Genomic DNA, 17,139 nt, shown 5'->3' with positions numbered 1-17,139 from the left:
TCCACTGATCCGCTCACTCCATGGAGAAGGAGCAGGATGCGGTGGGACCCGCTCGGTTTTCCGCAGGTCCGACGTTTCCCAGACCGCGGGAAGCCCGACCCGGAAAGGAATGGTCCGGCGATTGATTCCGTGGGCTTTACGCTAGGCGGGTGGGGTGGGTCTGCTATGGCTCTCGGCGATGAATCGCCTCTTTCTCCATGGGCTGACACTCCTTGTGACGGCCGCGACTGCGGATTGCGCGGATCTCCGCGCCTTCGTGGGCGCCAAACTGTTGCCCATTGCCTCTCCAACCATTGAAGACGGAGTCCTGCTGATCCGGGACGGCCGGATCGAAGGCATCGGAGCACGCGAGGACTTGGAGGTGCCCGCGGCTGCGGAGGTCATCGACGTTTCAGGGAAGGTGATCATGCCGGGGCTGATCTGCACGCATTCCCACATCGGCGAAGTGTCCGGGGGGGATTCCTCGGGGCCGATCCAACCGGAGGTCCGGGCGCTTGACTCAATCGATGTCCGGCACTCGTCCTTCGAGAAGGCGCGTGCGGGAGGGCTGACGCTGGTCAACATCATGCCGGGTTCCGGTCACCTGCTTTCCGGACAGACGATCTATCTCAAACTCAGGGACGGGAACCGGGTGGAAGATTTGGCGGTCCGGTGTCCCGACGGTGGCATGGCCGGCGGGATCAAGATGGCCAACGGCACGAATTCGATCCGTGACAAGGGACCGTTTCCGGGGACCCGAGGCAAGGCGGTCGCCCTGGTGCGTGAGCAGTTCCTCAAGGCACAGGCCTATCAGTCAAAGAAGGAGAAGGGAGGTGAGGATTTCGAAAGGAATCTGGCCCTCGAAGCGATGGTTGAGGTGCTGGATGGACGGCGGGTGGTGCATCACCACACACACCGCCATGACGACATCCTGACCGTCCTGCGGTTGAAGGATGAGTTCGGTTTCAAGGTGGTCCTTCACCACGTTTCGGAAGCTTGGAAGGTGGCGGATGAGATCGCCGAGTCGGGAGTCGCCTGCTCCTTGATCCTGCTGGACTCACCGGGGGGCAAGCCGGAGGCCCGGGACATCGCATGGAAGAACGGGGCTGAGCTCGAGCGTCGGGGGGTGCCCACTGCGATCCACACCGATGATCCGATCAACGACTCACGTTGGTTTCTGAGAAGTGCGGCTCTGGCGGTCAGGGCGGGAATGTCGCGCGAAGCGGCGCTGGCGGCGCTGACGCTCGAGGGAGCGCGCATGCTTGACCTCGGGGACGAGACGGGTTCGCTGGAGGTGGGCAAGGCGGCCGACTTCGCGATCCTGTCGGGTGATCCTCTGTCGATCTACACCCGTGTTCTGGAGACGTGGGTCGAGGGAAACCAGGTCTTCGATCTGGCGGATCCGGAAGACCAACTCTGGGCCGAAGGGGGCTTGGGCGCCGGGGAGGCCCGAGCTGCAACCGGGTGCTGTTTTTCAAGATGAACTCGATTCTGATGATGCGATCACTGATTCTAACAGCCCTGTGCGTCCTGTCGTCCGCTCATGCGCAGCTTGTCGTCAGGGGCGACCTGGTGCACACGATGGTCGATGGGCAGGAGCCAATCCGGAAGGGGGTCGTGGTTTGCGGGGCGGACGGCACGATTGTGGCGGTCGGCAAGCAGGGGAGCGTGGACATTCCGGCGGGGGCCGAGGTCGTGGAGGCCAAGGTCGTGACGCCGGGCATCATCGATGCCCGCAGCACCGTGGGCCTGTCAGGGTTGCTGAATCTTCCGCGTCACGATCAGGAGCAGTCAGATCATTCCGGCCCGGTGCAGCCCGAGTTACGGGCCTTCGATGCCTACAACGGGCGGGATCCGCTGGTCGAGTGGTTGCGTGGCCTGGGCGTCACCACGGTTCATACGGGACACGCGCCCGGCGTGCTGGTAGCCGGACAGACCATGGTGGTGAAGACCGACGTGGAGTCGATTGTTTCAGAGGAGGACATGCTGAGACCGATGGCGATGGTGGCCGTCACGCTGGGAAAATCCGATGGAGGAGGGCAGGTGGCGGGCGCGCCGGGCACTCGGGCCAAGTCTGTGGCGGTGTTGCGGTCCGAACTGGTCAAGGCGCGCGAGCGGATTCGCAAGTTGGAGAATGCAAAGGAGGGCAAGGAGCCGGCGGCCGACCTGAAACTCGACACTCTGGCGGCCGTTCTCCGGAAGGAATCACCACTCATGATTGAAGCTCATCGGCATCAGGACATCACCGGGGCGCTGAGGCTTCAGAAGGAGTTTGCGTTTGAGTTGGTTCTCGTGGGGGCCTCTGAGGCCTACCTCTTGCTCGATGAGATCAAGGCGGCGGGTTGTCCGGTGCTGGTTCATCCCACGATGGCGCGACCATTCGGTGACCGGAGAAACATGACTTTTGGATTGGCGGCCAAGCTGGCTGAAGCCGGCATCCCGTTCGCCTTCCAGTCCGGCTATGAGCCGTATGTTCCCAAGACGCGGGTGGTCCTGTTTGAGGCGGGAGCGGCGGCGGCACATGGGCTCTCACCGCGGAACGCCTTGGCTGCTTGCACGATACGTGCCGCGGAAATCCTCGGTCTTGACGGGATGATCGGCAGTCTCGAGCCCGGCAAGCATGCGGACCTGGCGATGTTCTCCGGCGACCCGCTCGAGACGGTGACCCGTTGTTCTGGAGTGGTGATCGACGGCAAGGTTCGCTCATCCGAATCCCGGTAGGCCGCATGGTTCTTCATGCAAGCCGATGTCCTGGGCATGGAGCATTCATGCGTCCGGGCATCAGGTCCTGCATTCCGGGGTTTCATTGTTGCCCATTCTTTCTACCGTGAACCGATAGTCCACCGATGAAAACGATCGTCTCCGTCGTCAGCACGCTCATGCAGAACCGCACGAGTCGCACCAACCTGCTTGCCCTTATGAAGCTGGTGCTGGTGCTGGTCCTGCTGATCACGGCATACAGCATCACCTTCCACATGCTCATGGAGCGGGAAGGTCAGCATCACAGCTGGGTGACCGGCTTCTACTGGACGCTCACGGTGATGTCGACGCTCGGATTCGGTGACATCACCTTCGAATCCGACGCAGGCCGGATTTTCTCCATCCTGGTGATGGTGTCCGGGGTGATCTTCCTGCTGGTGATTCTTCCGTTCACCTTCATCGAATTCTTCTACGCGCCGTGGATGAAGGCTCAGGAGAGTGCCAAGGCTCCGATCGAACTTCCTGAAGGAACCTCGGGACATGTCATCTTCACCAACTATGGACCGGTGACTTCGATGCTCATCCGCATGCTCGAGGAGAACGACATCGGTTATGTGGTTCTGGTCCCCTCGGTGGAGAAGGCGCTGGATATGCGGGACAAGAACATCCCGGTGGTGTGCGGGGACCCGAGTGATCCGAAAACCTACACCCGGGTAGGCGTTGAGAAGGCCGCGATGGTGGTGACAACGCTCGATGATGTCACCAATACGAATGTGACCTTCACGGTGCGGGAGTTGACCGAGCGCGTTCCCATCATCGCTTCCGCGACGGCCGAGCAGATCCGTGATGCCCTCGAACTGGCGGGGGTGACACATATTCTGAGGCTTGAGGAGATCATGGGTCAGGCGCTTGCCAGACGCGTCATCGGCAACGATGCAGAAGCTCACGTCATCGGAGAACTCAAGGGGCTTATCATCGCCGAGGCGAGCCCTGCAAAGACGCCTTTGGTCGGGAAGACGATTGCCGAGAGCGGACTGAGGGGAACGACAGGAGTGACCGTGGTCGGCATCTGGACCCGGGGACGATTCGAGCCGGTCGAGCCCGACACTAGGATTGGTGAGCACACGGTGCTCGTGCTGGCTGGCTCACAGGAGCATTTCGACCGCTACAACGAGGTCTATGGAAAGCACGTGGCAGAGGACGAGCGGCTCAAGGTGGTGATCGTGGGAGGGGGGCGTGTGGGACGAGCCACGTCTCGAGCCCTTACCGAAGCTGGCATCCCATGGACCATCATCGAGAAACTTCCCGAACGTGTCCGGCACATCGAGAATGCAATCATTGGAGATGCGGCGGACTTCGAGGTGCTGGTGGAAGCAGGTCTGCAAGAGGCCGCCTCGGTCATCGTCACCACCCACGACGACGAGACGAACGTGTTCCTCACGATCTTCTATCGCCGACTGCGCAACGGACTGCAGATCATCAGTCGCTGCACTCACGAATCCAAGGCGTCCCGACTGCACCGCGCCGGGGCGGATCTCACTCTTTCCTATGCTTCGATGGGAGCGAACACGATCTTCAACCACATCCGGGGCAGCGACACGGTGCTGCTCGCGGAGGGAATCAACATCTTCAAGGTGAACGCACCCCGCGCGCTGGCTGGCAAGACGCTGATGGAGACCGCGGTGCGTTCGCGGACCGGATGCTCGATCATCGCGGTTGAGCGGGATGGCGAACGGGTGGTCAATCCTGACCCGGACATCCTCCTCCCCGAAGATGGCGCTTTGGTGTTGATTGGCTCTCTCGAGGCGGAAAAGAACTTTCGCGCTGCATTTCCCTGCCAAGACAGCTGAAGCGACCACGGAACCGGGGGACGTGGCTTCAAGGCAGCGGCCGTCGAAGAGTGGCGGGGCTTCGGGCCGGCAGGTCACGCGTTGCAAGTTTCCTTGGCGGCGTGATCTGGTGGCGTACGGACCTCCCGATATTCGAGACCCTCACGGGCTAGCCATGGGGGGTGGGATTTACGGGGTGAATACAGAAAATGATTGGAGATCCGATCTGATGGCTTAGTGTTTTTCCCTCATGAAACCCCAAAAACCCATCAAAAAGGAGGGCATGTTGGTGTTCCCCCGTGTCACCCGGTTGTCACTCATCGCCACGGCTGCGACCACACTTGTTGCCCATGCCCAGCTCACCTGGGACCCCGATCAAGGGGGGAGTCCGTTTGGAGGGACGGGGGTATGGGATACCTCGACCTCGCTGTGGTGGAACGGGGCGGCAAATGTTGTTTGGGATAATTCGGGAGGCAGCGAAGGGGTTTTCTCAGATGCCGGGGGCACCGTGACGCTCGCCTCTGGCGCAGGCATTACGGTCGGTGATCTCACCTTCGATGCGGGCCTGGGCTCTCCGGTGGTAGTCACTGCCCAGACGGATAATGAGGGGGTGACCATCGCACCGGGAGGGGCGACCTGGGCTCTCAACGACAACACCCTGACATTCACCAATGATCAAACCAACGACACGTCGCTGTCGATGGATCCGCTCGACAACCTGATCGTAACAGGCACGGGCATTTTCAATACCGGGGTGAATCCGAACGGCGCGGATTGGTCGGTGGCGAATGCCAACCTGATCATCGACGGTCCCATCACTCTTCGCGGTCCGTCGAATACGGTTGGACAGTTCAGCACGGTGAGTATGGCGGATGGATCCGTGTTTCGCTGCGAACGAAATGCGAACCAGACCTTCGCGAATGGATGGGTGCTCGACTCCGGGAACGTGACGTTCAATCGCCTCTGGAACGAGCGACTCGTGACCTACAACGGAGTGGTTTCCGGCGACGGTGGCATGACGATCGTTTCGGGAGGCTTGGGCTCAGCCCTCTTCACCGCGAGCAATACCTTCAAGGGAAAAGTCGTTCTGAATGGGAACATGACCATCAATGGGGATGCTGCCCTAGGGGAGGTGCCCGGTGCCCCGGTGGCCGATCAGTTGACGATCGATGGTGGGGAACTTCGGATCAATGCGGCCACGACCATTGCCGCCAACCGGGGAATCACGGTCGGGCCGGGCAACGCAAGTTTCGTCGCGGGATCATCCTCCGCTCTCGTGATCGACAGCGTGGTCGCTGGCACCGGGGGCGTAAGCTTCAGCGGCACGGGCAGTGCGACGATGAATGCGGCCAATACGTATGAAGGTACGACGACGGTGGATGGTCTGACTCTCAACTTCTCGGCGGAAAGTGCGCTTGGTACTGCTCCTCTAACGCCCGTCGCTGATAGTCTGACCCTGCGCAACGGGGCGCTGCTGTTTCCAAACAACACGCCCAGCTTGGACAGCAATCGGGGCATCACGCTCGACAACGGCGGTGGCATCGTGGCCTCGAACAGTCCGAAGACCTACGATGGAACCATTACCGGGACGGGGCCGTTCATCCTGGGGCGTGCCGATGGGTTTGCGAATACCTTGACGCTGGGAGCTGATACCCACGACTACACGGGGGGAACGGAGATTCGCAAAGGAAGGCTGGTTCTCGGAATCGACGAAGCGCTTCCGTCGGATACGGTCGTCACCATCGGCGCAACGGGAGGCAGTGTGTCGAAACTCTACCTGAACGGGAAAAGCCAGACGATCGGTGGCCTGGTCAATACCGCCAACAACACCCGGCAGGTGGTCAACTTTGATACCGGGGCAGCTCCTGGGGCGGGTGGTCCGGCGGGGACACTCACGATCGATGTCGCGGACGGGGAGAGCTACAACTTTGGCTCCGCCTTTGGAGTCAACGAAGGGCAGGATCGCGGTAATTTCAATCTCGTGAAGGATGGACTCGGCACCCAGTCGATCGGCAATGTGCGGATCAACGGCACGATCGAAGTCAATGATGGCGACCTGCAGGTTGGTGGTTCCTTCATCCGCTCCGCTGATGTCACGGTGAACGGGGGCCTGCTGGCTTTCCGGACGACAAGCAATGCGATCGAGGTGGGGAACGTGACGATCAACGGGGGGATCATGACCCTTGACGACTCGATCGATGCAGCCTCCTACACGGTCGGAGCGCTGGGAATTCTGAGTGTCGGGGACGGTGCGGGGAATCAGGGCGTGATCGGAGGGCTCAACAAGGACATCACGAATGACGGAGTGGTGCTTTTCGATCGGAGTGGCAACCTCACCTACGATGGTGTGATCAGCGGCAGTGGTGCCGTGCAGATCGATGGAGGATTGAATCTGACCTTGTCCGGCACCAATACCTTCACGGGACCGATTGATATCCTCAACGGGAATCTGATCCTGGGGAGTCCAACCGCCCTGCCTGATCTTGGGTTGGTGACCGTGCAACCCGGCGAGGTCTTCTCGGTTCCTTTTGACGGATCGACCTTCGCTTCCTCCGACCTTCCGGCGGTGTCCACGACGGTGGACTTCGTGGATCCGACTGCCTACCTCGGACTCGAACTGACGGCGGGATCGATCACGCTGGCGGATGATCTGATCGGCGCCCACAGCTTGCAGGTCAATGGAGCGAGTGCCGACGTCCTCACGATCGGGACGACGCTATCGTACACGGGCGATACCCGGATCTTCCAGGGAAGAGTCGACCTGACCGCGGACAACCAGCTGCCCGCGGCGGCGGAGATGCAGATTGGCGGCGCCGGGGTTGCGGAGTTCAATCTCAACGGTTTTGATCAGACCATCGCGGGCTTGCCGAACACCACAGGCTCGACGCGTCAGATCAACAATTTGTCTGCCAACCCTTCCACCCTGACGCTGGATGTCGCGAGCGGTGAGAATTTTGCCTACACGGCGAACATCTTGGAAGATGGCGGAGGGGTCGTGAACCTGGTGAAAAATGGCGGTGGAACCCAATCGATTGAGAAGAACGGGTTCACCAGTTACTCAGGTAGCGCCACGGTGAATGCAGGAGAACTTCGTTTCAGGTACCCCTCGGATATTGACCCGGCGAGCCAATCCATCGTCGTGAACAGCGGCGGGACCTTCGGGATTTCGGTGGGTGGAGGGAACGAGTGGATGACGGGAGACATCGATACACTGCTCGCGAACGCCACCTTCAATGCCGGGTCGATCCTGAGCTTCAGGGCGCAGGGAGGACCGGATTTCGATCTCACTTCGGACCTTTCCGGAGTCTTCGGTATCCAAAAGCTCGGTACTGACGGGATCGAACTTCTCGGCACCAATAGCTTCACGGGACCGACTCTTGTCAGAGGGGGTGAGTTGAGCATCGATGCGGAAGACCGGTTGGGTCCGGCCCCGGGGGTGTTTGCTGCAGATCATCTGGTCCTTGATGGCGGAACGCTTCAGGCAACGGCGGACCTGACGCTCGATGATGCCAACCGGGGAATGACCGTGGCACCCGCGGGAGGTGGGTTTTTCACCGCTGGCTTTGTTTCAGAGATCGCCCTTCCGATTGATGGCACGGGTGAGTTGCTGGTGACCGGTTCCAACACCTTCGGCACGGGGCTGGTTCAGTTGACAGGCCTCAACCCCTTTGCCGGGACCCTGGAGATCTCGGGAGCGCCGGTGGAAGTGTCCAGTGCCGACAACCTCCCTCTGGCAGCGAACGTCAATCTGAACGGCACGGCCGTGCTTCAACTGGCTGGCAACCTCGATGGTGGTGCCTCTGATTTCACGCGGTCGGTCGGCACGGGGCCTGGTGAGATTCAGTGGACGGGAGGTGGCGGTTTCGCCGCGGTCGGCGCGGATCGCACCATCGATCTCGGCGGCGCCGGTGCCGACTTCGAGTTCGGTGTCGGGAGTTTCCTTCCGTCATCCGCCACTGCGCTGTTGCTGGGTTCCACTTCGGCGACCCACACGGCGATCTTCCTGAATGGATTGGTTCTCCCCGGAAGCGGCCAGTATGTGATCCGTCTTCCCGATGGTCCTGCAGCGGTCGAGGGAGAGGTGGCCGGACTGATTTCCGGTTCTGGTGGACTGAGCATCCGGGACCAAGGGGCGGTGATCCTCTCCAACGACAACACCTACACCGGCCCCACGAATGTCGAGAATACTTCGACCCTGCTGGTGAATGGGGATCAAACGCTCGCGAACGGGTTGGTCACCGTGACCAGCGGAGCAACTCTCGGTGGCACGGGAATCATCGGAGGCGGCGTCGACGTGAATGGCGGTGGCACCCTCGCTCCGGGAACCAGCGTCGGCACGCTGACTACGGCGGATGCCGTCTTCAAGGACAACTCGTTCTTCGAGGTCGAGATCGACAGCTCGGTGCCCAGTGCCGACAAGCTGGTGGTCACGTCTGGCGATGTGACGCTCAATACGGATGTCACGCTGGTGCTGAGCGATGTTGCCATGAGCCCACAGTCGATCAGTCCCGGCACGAAGTTGACCATCATCGACTACACGGGATGGGGCCTGATCGGAGGTTTTGCCGGTCTTGCGGATGGTGACGTGGTCACTGTCGGTGGGAACAGCTTCGAGCTCGACTACGATGACGGTGAGACCGTAACGCTCACCTCGATCGCGACCAATGCATACGACCAGTGGGTGGCGAACAACTACCCGGCCCTGGTGGGTGGTTTTGGCGACGATGATGACGGTGATGGCGTAAGCAATGGCTTCGAATGGTATTTCTTCGACAGCGATCCGCTGACGGCAGAAGGACTTGGAAGTCCCATCGTCGGCATCACCAAGACCGGACCCGATACCTTCACCTTCGTGCATCGTCGCCCGGTGGACCGCACGGGTCTGACGGAGAATTACGAATGGTCCGCTGATCTAGCCACGTGGACGCCAAGTGGGGATCCGGAAGGGGGCGTGACGGTCACTCTGGCTCCGATTTCCGTAGTGGCGGATGGCCCCGACTATGAAGTGGTCACCATCGAGGGGACGGTGAGCCCCGGAACTGCCGAGAAGATCTTCGCAAGATTGGAGCTTGTGAACTGATCGAATCCGTTCAATTGGCCGGTCGCGGAGTCCTTCCGCGGCCGGCCCTTTTTTTGCGCACCTACAGGAAGGGCCAATTCGGAGGTGTGGTCAGACGGGGCTTGGAGTTCGAGGGGGGAGTTTCTAGAACTCCCTCCATGAAATTTTGTTTCGCCCCTCGATTCATCGCGCTCGTGGTTGCTGTCTGGTCCTGTGCAGCGTTTGCTCAGGAGAAGCCGTGGATCGAACTCTTCAACGGCAAGGACTTGAGTGGTTGGACGCCGAAGTTTGCCAAGCACCCGGTGGGAGCGAATCCCTTCGATACCTTCCGCGTGGAGGATGGAATCCTGAAGGTCTCGTACGAGGACTACGACAAGTTCGACGGGCAGTATGGCCACTTGTACAGCAACCTTGCCTACTCCCGCTACCGGCTCCGGATGGAATACCGTTTTGCCGGCACGATGATGTCGGACGCACCTCACTACGTGAATCTGAACAGCGGTTTCATGATCCACTCGCAGTCACCCCTGAGCATGGGTCTGAACCAGTCATTCCCGGTCAGCCTGGAGTTCCAGTTCCTTGCGGACGAGGGCAAGGGGAAGCGTGCCACCGGCAATGTCTGCACGCCGGGGACGAACCTTGAGATCGACGGAAAGCTGGTGACCCAGCACATCGTGCAGTCGACGGCACCGACTTTTCCAGCCGACGAGTGGGTCTCGGTGGAGATTGAAGTCCGTGGTCATGATGAGGTGATCCACCGCGTGAACGGCAAGGAGGTGCTTCGATATCAAAAACCCCAACTCGACCCTGAGCATGGTGTCGAGTCAGCGGAGTCCCTGCTCAAGGCGGGGGCTCCCCTGAAGTTGGAGTTCGGGCACATCGCGCTTCAGGCCGAAGGTCAGCCGGTGTGGTTTCGCAAGATCGAGCTTCAACCGCTGGAGTGAGGCCGGCGAAGGTGCAGGGCTCTCATTCGATGCGCGGGGTCGACCGGGGCGACGCTCAGTCTTGCTCGTCTTTCGGCGGAAGGACGAGTGCTTCCGGCTGCGCGACGAAGTTCGGAGACATGATCTGCACACCCGCTTCCGCAAAGGCATCCTGAATGGATTGGTGAAGTTTTGACAGAACGGCCCCCTTGGTGGTCACGTCGGCGGGCACGAAACGCAGTTCGTAGGCGGCGTAGAAATCCGAAAGCTCGGTCTGAATCACCTTGGGTTCCGGCTTTTCGCGGATGCCGGGGGTGCGGTCAGCGGCGAGCAGCAGGAGTTCGTGGACCTGTCGCCAGGGGGTATCGTAGCCGATGGTGACCGTCGTGGAGAGTTCTGTGCGGAAGGCATCGGTGAGGCGCGAGTAGTTGAGCGTGTCCTTGGAGATGAGCACGGCATTGGGCACGGTGACGAACTCGTTTTTCGGGGTCAGAACCTTGGTCGACAGCAGGCCGATGTCGGTGATGACGCCCTCCACATCGCCGACCCGGGCGTATTCGCCGGTTCGAACCGCACCGGAATAGAGCACAACGAACCCACTGACCAGTTGATTGACCAGACCGGTCGAACCGAGGGAGACCATCAGTCCCAACAAGACGCCGACTCCCTTGAATGCATCCGAGTCGGATCCCGGGATGTAGGGGTAGGCGATCACCAACCCGAAGATCCAGATGAGGACCGAGGCGATCCGCCGTGTTGCCTTGGCAGTGTCCTTGCCGAACAACTGCTTGTCATCGGTATCGGTCTCGAAGCTGCGGAGAATCTGCTCGGTGATGCGCGCGGTTCCCCGGGTGAGCATGAAGATCAGGACGACAATCAGGAGGTTGGGAATGGAAGCCAAGAGGCCACCAAGAAGATCCCCTGCAAGCTTGCCCACCTGTTCGCCGATGACATGGGACCATGGTGCGGTGTAGGGGAACTGGCTGAGAATCACCGTGATCCAGACGCAGCAAGCGCCCAGTGCCACGAGGGTGAAGAATACCGCGGTCAATCGGCGTGAGAGCTGGAGGAAAGCAGGCCGTAGATCGAGGTCGCGTTGTTTCAGCTGAGACAGTTTGGCGGTGCTGCGGATGAACCGGCGCCGTGTGAGGCGGCTCAGTTTCTGCAGTCCGAAAAGCAGGGCGGCGAGGAGGAGGGTGGCGACCACGGAAATGCCCGCACCCTTGAGGTTGATGGCCCAGCTTCTCTGCGCGAGGCGGGCGGTCCGGACTTCGTCGAGGTTGCGGACCACGGCCTTCTTCACTTCCTCGAGCGTTTCGCCTTCTGCGGGATCGAGATCGGCCTCGATCAGTGTGAAGAGCAGGCGGTCACCGGAGAAGAAGGAGACCCCCTTGAGGCTCTCAAGCTGGGTGGGCAAGGTGCGGATCTCATCATAGAGTGCGGATTCGGGGAGTTCCCTGATCCTCCTCAGCGCGGTATCGCGCCGGATCGTCGGGCTGAGTGTGGCGATCGGTGCTCGGAAGGTGGCGACCGGGCGTTGCCAGACCTTGAGTTCTGCGGGTTCGATGACTGAATCGGCAGGGATGTCCTGCGCCCCACCAATGGGGCTGAGAATACCGAGGACCAGCAGGGCGAGGATGAACGGACGGATCACCCGCGTTCTATGCTGTTTCCGGGGCCGGGTCGTCAAGCGGAGGGATGAACCGGGTCTACGATCCGCGCGCGTGGAAGTGGCCGGAAGACTAACGCTGAATCACCCGGTTTCCCGATCCGTTGTCCTCGACGGGGCCCTTCGAGCGGATCGTGCAATTCCGAACGTTCTTGTGAAGGATGAGCTTGGCCGTTGACTGGTTGTCGATGGTGGAATCCGTCAATTCCTTGTCTCCTCCGCAGTTCAGGTAGTTGGTGCCTTCCGCGAGCGGACGGGTGGTTCCATCCTTGATGATGAAGGTGCACTTGTGGCCGCAGATCTTTCCGAGGCTGGAGCGTGGAGTGGGTTTGGATCCCTCGGGGGGGCTGAGCAGTGTGACCTCGTAGGTCGCACCTTTGGGCAGGTCGCCACGGGTCAGGTTGAAGAGTGGGTTGTAGGCGACGTCTCCCTTGCAGTCCTTCATGATGATCCGGCTTCCGGGCGTCGAGGAGACATCGAAGGAGAAATCACCGCTCTCGAGCACGGTGACATTCTCGAGCGTGACGTCCCCGGTGCAGAGCAGTTGGATCGCTCCCCGCATGCGTTCCACGGTGGTGTTCACGACCCTGATGTTCTTCACGTCTTCATAGGATCGAATGCCGTCTTCGGTGAGGGGGATGACCTCGCCACGCGGGATCGGCTGTTTCTTCCGGTAGAGCATGTGGAAGTCGTGTTCAACCGCTCGTCCCACGACTTCGTTGAATATGTCGTCCGTCGGGCGGAGGGTTCCGGTGAACAGGCAATCCTGAATCAAGGCACCGTCGACCGTATGGAAGTGTACGCAGTGACCGAAGGACTGTTGATAGACCTGGCAGCGGATCAGTTCGGTGCCATTGGCTCGGTCAATGGACATGAAACAGTGCTTGTTGAGACGGCCAAAGCTCCCGGCGCCTTTCCCATAGAAGTCGGTGTATCCGTAAGGCACCGAGCCCTTGATGACGAAGATGCAGTCGAAGAACCGGTTTCGGTCTCCACGGATCTCGAATTCGTTGCCTGTCACCTGATAGGTCGGGTAAGGCATGTCCAGCACGTTCCGGAAGTAGCCTCCGATGAAGACATTGCCGGACCCGTTGATGTGCCAGGAGTCGGACACGTGCACCCGGCCGGTCAACTTGCTCTGGACGGACACCGGTGTCTCAATGACAACGCCCCGAAGGTCGAAGTAGTTGTTGGAGCCATTGACGGCAAAAATATGTTCCTGATAGCTCGGTTTGACGTCCCTGGACTTTGAAAGGCGTGAAGTCTCGAGGGGGAAGGTGACCGGTGGGTCCGCCTTCGTGGCGCGGTAGATCCCGGGTTTCATCCGGATCTTCTGATTGCTCTTCTTCGTCACTTCGCGGAATTCGTCGAGGGTCGAAATGACCCGGTAGCCTCTGCGGACTTCGAAGTCATCCGTGGGAACGGGCACAGGCGGCGGTTGCCGGGTGTTGATCACCATGGGCGGGTTTTCCGTGTGCTGCAGCCCGGGATCGAAGGCGTCATCCTGTGCCTGTGCCGAATGCCATCCAGCCAGCATTCCGAGCGCCATGCAGGCTGCTTTCGCCATGCGGAGGACTGGGGCGGAAGTCGCTCGGTCTTTCCGTGGGCGAATCCGATGCAGAGGACGGGTTAAGGCTTTCATGAGTTGGGGAAAGGGTGGCTGCTGGATCTCTCCGATGGATCGACTGCGGAGGTGAAACATGCAGGTCTCGATCATTGTCCTGCCAACTCGGCATCGATCAATCTGGCAATCGGCGAACTCGGGTCACCCTGTTCACCTCTGGGCAGGAGAATCGCGCGATGTTTGTCGAAGTCCCTGCATCCCCGGGTCGTGGATCGGCAAATGCCTTGTCATGGTGGGTGGGGGTGGACAGGTTGTGATTCAGACGGACCCTCGATTTTCATGAAGCCAATCCCATTCTTCCTTGCGTTGCTGTATGTTCCTCTTTTCGGAGAACCCACCGAAGTAAGGGAATGGCGTTCAACGGCGGGGACAACGATCAAGGCGGCGGCCCTCAAGGTCGAAGGAGGGCAGGTGTTCCTGAAAGCGGATGATGGGAGGGAGTTCAAGGTGGCGGTCGACAAGTTTGCCGATCAGGATCGGGCTTTCCTGAAGGATCATTTTGCGATCAAGGCTCCGGAACCCGGGCAGCCGACAGCAAGTGGTGTGGCCATGGTGGAGGGGGGGGTGACCTATCCGCAGGGCGAGGTTTCCGGTCCGATCGATGCGGGTGAGGGCTCGACCCTGTTCGTCTATGTGCCCAAGACCCTGAGGGAAGGACGCCTGGCTCCGCTGATGTTCCACACCGGTGCCGGCGGGGGCAGCGGCAACTCGGTGAAGGCGTACGCCGAGGGTGCTGAGTTCAATGGCTGGGTGATCGCGTCTTCCGTCCAATCGAGAAACGGTCCTGACCATCCGGAGGTGAATCATGAACACTCGAAGCGCTGCGTGGAACATCTGCTCGGGAATCTTCCGATCGACGAGGAGCGGGTTTACTTCACCGGGAATTCCGGAGGTGGAGCAATGTCCTTCTACAACGCACTGCGAATCAAATCGGCAGGCAACATGCCCATCATCGGCTACTCACCCGACAAGAAGTATGAGAAGAAGCAGTATTGCTACGGCATTGGTGGTAATACCGACTACAACCGGTATCTGACGGCCCATGCGGTGGCGGAGTTCGGGGACCGGGGTTTTCATCGGTTTCATCCCGGAGGGCACTCCAACGGGCCGGATTGGATGGGTGACGAAGGCATCACGTGGCTGAATGGACGCTACCTCGGGGATCAGCGGAAGGATTCGGATCTCGATGCGGAGAGGCTCGACTACGAGGCGTCCATGATCGAGTGGATCACGACGCTCCAGGATGCCCATCCCTATCGCGCCCACTACTGGTGTCACTTTCTAAAGGACGAGTATGAGATCGAAGGGCCGAATGCCGCAATCGTCTCCGGCCTGCTGGGGGAACTGAGCAAGGAGCCGAACAACGTCCGCTACACCGAAGGGATTGCGGCTCTCGATGAGTTTTCGGACAAGTATTATGTGGGTGAGGGAGAGGGGGGCGGTTCGCAGTTCAAGCACACCAGCTCGAAGATCGAGAAGGCGGCCGAGAAACTTGCCGAAGGATACGAGGGGGTCCCGTTGATTGAGGATATCGCCAAAGGACTGGGTAATCCGACGGTTGGCAAGTAACGAGGGGACTCGTGCGCGAACAGCGATGCGACGGCCATAGCTTGGGATATGCCGGTGATTTGGCTGTCCCGAACCGGGCTTTGGGCAGTAATAACAGGAACGAATCATGTCTGAAGACCAACGCACATCAGGAGGCGGCAGCTTCAACGCCCGTCAGCTTTTTTTCGTCCGCTATTTTGCACTCGTGCTGACGGATATCGTCGTCCTGAACCTGTTCGAGGAACACTGGGGGAAGGTGACCATCCCTTCATTCACCATCTCGATCGGAGCCGCTCTGCTGCTCCAACTTCTGCTCAAGCTGACCGTGGCTGCTGAGCACAAGGTCGCGGGGTTCTTCTCAGCTCGCACTCACCGGGGGGCCAAGGCGCTCAAGATTTTCGCCCTCTGGCTCGTGTTGTTCGGATCGAAGTTCGTCATCCTCTGGGCCCTCGGCTTCGCGTTCGGTGATAAGGTTCACTTCGAGGGGAAGATGCACGGCGTGGTTCCTCTGATCATCGTGATCGTGGTCATTCTGTTTGCTGAAATGCTGGTCCTCAGGTTGACCGATTTTCTCGGACGCGGAAAGTCGAAGGCCTGAAAGGGTGACGGCGCGAAGCAGGGCGTACTCGCCTGCGTTCCAAACAGACCCGGACAATTGTAGCTGCCGAGGAGTCGCTGACCGGGCAGCCTTGGGCATGATCTATCAGATCCGAGAGAAATTTTGGTCGCTGGGTGATGAGTTTCACATCCTCGACGAGTCCGGAGAAATCGCCTTTCTGGTCCAAGGAGCGGCGTTCTCGTGGGGCGACAAGCTCTCGCTGCAGGACCCATCAGGTCGGGAGTTGGCATTCATTTCCCAGAAGATGCTATCCCTGAAACCGTGCTATGAGATCCACCGTGATGGCGGCCTCTTTGCCACGGTGGTGAAGGAGTTCAGGTGGTTCAAGAAGGAGTTCACTCTCGATGTCCCTGGGCCGAATGACTATTCGATCCAAGGCAGGTTCTGGGTGCATGATTACGATTTCCTCCGTGGTGGCGAGCCGGTCGCGACGGTGAGCAAGGAGTTCTTCACCATGTCGGATCGATATGGCGTGCGAATCCGGGACGGCGAGGATGTGGTGTCCATTCTCGCGGCCTGCATCTTGATTGATCAGGTGTTGGAAGATGACTCGTGATCATCAGTCACCGATGGCTTCCACGGTGATGTTGCGGAACTCGATTCTCATGTCGAACCCCTGATGGACCTGGAGTCCGATCGGGCCCTTTTCCTTGGCGGTGCCCGAAGTGTAGTCGAGAACCTGCTTGCCGTTGAGAGAGACGACGTAGCGCGGCCCCTTGGCGGTGATGCTCAAACGATTCCAATCACCCTCCTTGAGGAGTTTGTCGACGCCCTTGGCTTCCACCGGGTATTTGCCGAGGGAGGCGATGTAGGGAGAGCAGGTCATGTCTCGTTGCAGGGAGGACGAGATGCCGAGCTGGATCTGGTCGTTGAATGCCCGGACGAAGACGCCGGAATCCATGCGGCCCTCATAACGAAATTCTGCCTTGAGCGTGAAGTCGGTGAATTGTTTCTCGGTCCAGAGGTTCGAGTGCTTCTTTTTTGCGTCACTTTGCCCGATCAGCACGCCATCCTTGGCCGTCCAGTATTCCGCACCCTCCACCTTCCAACCGGTCAGATCCTTGCCGTTGAAGATGGCTTCCGGGGCGGCGTGGAGTATGCCCATGGTGAGAATGAGACTGATAAGGGTTTTCATGGTGGGAAGGATTCGAATTGCTGGTTGGCGATGGAGCGAGCGGAAAACCGTCCA

The 17,139-nt window shown here is 59.9% G+C and carries 11 protein-coding genes; 8 read left to right on the top strand and 3 right to left on the bottom strand.

The genetic code is table 11. The annotated features are described in order from the left end of the window. The first annotated feature begins 178 nt into the window (after positions 1 to 178). The 5 genes from JIN81_RS13635 (at position 179) to JIN81_RS13615 (ending at position 10,511) form a co-directional block, all read left to right on the top strand. Entirely contained in the window at positions 179 to 1,462 is a 1,284-nt protein-coding gene (locus tag JIN81_RS13635; RefSeq protein WP_200280724.1) for an amidohydrolase family protein, read from the top strand. After that, positions 1,459 to 2,700, top strand: a complete 1,242-nt coding sequence (locus tag JIN81_RS13630; RefSeq protein WP_234044903.1) for an amidohydrolase family protein — start codon at positions 1,459 to 1,461, stop codon at positions 2,698 to 2,700. Before JIN81_RS13635 ends, JIN81_RS13630 begins: the two co-directional genes overlap by 4 nt. A gap of 125 nt (positions 2,701 to 2,825) precedes the next feature. Continuing rightward, positions 2,826 to 4,529, top strand: coding sequence for a potassium channel family protein (locus JIN81_RS13625; RefSeq protein ID WP_200280718.1), 1,704 nt, complete (start codon positions 2,826 to 2,828; stop codon positions 4,527 to 4,529). Positions 4,530 to 4,758: 229 nt separating this feature from the next. Next, entirely contained in the window at positions 4,759 to 9,588 is a 4,830-nt protein-coding gene (locus tag JIN81_RS13620; protein WP_200280715.1) for a beta strand repeat-containing protein, read from the top strand. 137 nt (positions 9,589 to 9,725) lie between these two features. After that, on the top strand, positions 9,726 to 10,511 hold the full coding sequence (locus tag JIN81_RS13615; RefSeq protein WP_200280712.1) for a 3-keto-disaccharide hydrolase: 786 nt from the start codon (positions 9,726 to 9,728) through the stop codon (positions 10,509 to 10,511). A gap of 55 nt (positions 10,512 to 10,566) precedes the next feature. Here JIN81_RS13615 and JIN81_RS19500 read toward each other — a convergent pair whose 3' ends face one another. Together JIN81_RS19500 and JIN81_RS13605 are read right to left on the bottom strand one after the other, a co-directional pair. Next, entirely contained in the window at positions 10,567 to 12,144 is a 1,578-nt protein-coding gene (locus JIN81_RS19500; protein ID WP_200280709.1) for a mechanosensitive ion channel domain-containing protein, read from the bottom strand. Between the two features lie 88 nt (positions 12,145 to 12,232). Continuing rightward, complete coding sequence (locus JIN81_RS13605) at positions 12,233 to 13,726, bottom strand: hypothetical protein (protein WP_200280706.1); 1,494 nt, start codon at positions 13,724 to 13,726, stop codon at positions 12,233 to 12,235. A 336-nt stretch (positions 13,727 to 14,062) separates the two neighbouring features. Here JIN81_RS13605 and JIN81_RS13600 point away from each other — a divergent pair, with 336 nt between their 5' ends. The 3 genes from JIN81_RS13600 to JIN81_RS13590 all read left to right on the top strand — a co-directional run bounded on the left by JIN81_RS13600 (position 14,063) and on the right by JIN81_RS13590 (position 16,506). Further along, positions 14,063 to 15,352 (top strand): alpha/beta hydrolase family protein, encoded by a 1,290-nt coding sequence (locus JIN81_RS13600; protein WP_200280703.1) that lies wholly within the window; start codon positions 14,063 to 14,065, stop codon positions 15,350 to 15,352. Positions 15,353 to 15,458: 106 nt separating this feature from the next. Further along, a complete protein-coding gene (locus JIN81_RS13595) occupies positions 15,459 to 15,929 on the top strand; it encodes a hypothetical protein (RefSeq protein ID WP_200280700.1) in 471 nt (156 codons plus the stop codon). Positions 15,930 to 16,026: 97 nt separating this feature from the next. Continuing rightward, positions 16,027 to 16,506, top strand: a complete 480-nt coding sequence (locus tag JIN81_RS13590; protein ID WP_200280697.1) for an LURP-one-related/scramblase family protein — start codon at positions 16,027 to 16,029, stop codon at positions 16,504 to 16,506. A 3-nt stretch (positions 16,507 to 16,509) separates the two neighbouring features. Here JIN81_RS13590 and JIN81_RS13585 read toward each other — a convergent pair whose 3' ends face one another. Continuing rightward, entirely contained in the window at positions 16,510 to 17,085 is a 576-nt protein-coding gene (locus JIN81_RS13585; RefSeq protein WP_200280693.1) for a 3-keto-disaccharide hydrolase, read from the bottom strand. Positions 17,086 to 17,139: the final 54 nt, after the last annotated feature.

This window comes from Haloferula rosea (assembly GCF_016595525.1).
Classification (GTDB): domain Bacteria; phylum Verrucomicrobiota; class Verrucomicrobiia; order Verrucomicrobiales; family Akkermansiaceae; genus Haloferula; species Haloferula rosea.
This window is presented reverse-complemented; position numbering and strand designations above follow the sequence as displayed.

Excerpts from the sequence above, each read along its gene's own strand:
- JIN81_RS13635 (WP_200280724.1), top strand. The coding sequence starts at position 179 with ATGAATCGCCTCTTTCTCCATGGGCTGACACTCCTTGTGACGGCCGCG.
- JIN81_RS13630 (WP_234044903.1), top strand. The coding sequence starts at position 1,459 with ATGAACTCGATTCTGATGATGCGATCACTGATTCTAACAGCCCTGTGC.
- JIN81_RS13625 (WP_200280718.1), top strand. The coding sequence starts at position 2,826 with ATGAAAACGATCGTCTCCGTCGTCAGCACGCTCATGCAGAACCGCACG.
- JIN81_RS13620 (WP_200280715.1), top strand. The coding sequence starts at position 4,759 with ATGAAACCCCAAAAACCCATCAAAAAGGAGGGCATGTTGGTGTTCCCC.
- JIN81_RS13615 (WP_200280712.1), top strand. The coding sequence starts at position 9,726 with ATGAAATTTTGTTTCGCCCCTCGATTCATCGCGCTCGTGGTTGCTGTC.
- JIN81_RS13605 (WP_200280706.1), bottom strand. The coding sequence starts at position 13,726 with ATGGCGAAAGCAGCCTGCATGGCGCTCGGAATGCTGGCTGGATGGCAT.
- JIN81_RS13600 (WP_200280703.1), top strand. The coding sequence starts at position 14,063 with ATGAAGCCAATCCCATTCTTCCTTGCGTTGCTGTATGTTCCTCTTTTC.
- JIN81_RS13595 (WP_200280700.1), top strand. The coding sequence starts at position 15,459 with ATGTCTGAAGACCAACGCACATCAGGAGGCGGCAGCTTCAACGCCCGT.
- JIN81_RS13590 (WP_200280697.1), top strand. The coding sequence starts at position 16,027 with ATGATCTATCAGATCCGAGAGAAATTTTGGTCGCTGGGTGATGAGTTT.
- JIN81_RS13585 (WP_200280693.1), bottom strand. The coding sequence starts at position 17,085 with ATGAAAACCCTTATCAGTCTCATTCTCACCATGGGCATACTCCACGCC.